The 873-nt window shown below is 55.6% G+C and carries 1 protein-coding gene; it reads left to right on the top strand.

The window, feature by feature from the left end:
- On the top strand, window positions 1–485 hold a 485-nt coding region (locus A3754_RS01610), incomplete at its 5' end, for an alkyl sulfatase C-terminal domain-containing protein (protein WP_197468367.1).
- Window positions 486–873: the final 388 nt, after the last annotated feature.

Below are 873 nucleotides of genomic sequence, written 5' to 3'. Positions count from 1 at the left end.
ACGCGCTGGAGCAGATGGGCTATCAGGCAGAAAGTGGTCCGTGGCGTAATTTCTACCTGAGCGGCGCCCAGGAACTGCGTAATGGTGTGGCGCAATTGCCGACGCCCAATACTGCCAGCCCGGATACCGTTCGTGCCATGGATGAGAGCCTGTTCTTCGACTTCCTTGGCGTCCGCCTGAACACCGAGAAGGCAGAGGGCAAGCACCTCAAGCTCAATTTCGTATTCACCGACAAGGACAAGTCCTTTGCGGTGGAAATGGTGCACGGTGTGCTGAACCACAGTGAGGGGCGTCTGTTTGACGATGCCGATGCCACCATCAACATGACCCGCGATACTCTCAATGGATTCATGCTCCAGGAGATCACCCTGGAAAAGGCCATTGAAGACGGCAAGGTGACAGTCGAAGGGGACCAGGACAAGCTCACCGAGTTGGTGTCCTGTCTGGATGACTTCGAGTTCTGGTTCAATATCGTAACGCCATAGCGATGATTGAGAACGTGCAAAAGACATGCGCGTGAAGTAACAGAAATGCCCGATTCCGTGTCACCGGAGTCGGGCATTTTTATATGTAGCGAAAACGGGAATGCGTTGTTCTGTTCCTGCCTGCCTATATCCGTAAAGAAAATGGTGGAACACTGGAAGCATTTCGCCGGTCTTCACAAGGTGATTGCCGTCGATCGCAGAGGCTGTTTGATGTGCCCTAGCGCATGGGGTGGACGGTGACTCGTTCGCCCCAGAGTTCAGAGAGCTGCCGGTGAGCCAGGGACGGTTCGGCGCTGCTCCAGAACGTGGCGCTGCCTGCTTGCGGGCTATCGGATAGCAAATTGTGCATCTGCAGTCGCCGCACGGTTTCGCGGGCGACTGCCATATC

Source organism: Alcanivorax sp. HI0083, from assembly GCF_001635175.1.
This window is presented reverse-complemented; position numbering and strand designations above follow the sequence as displayed.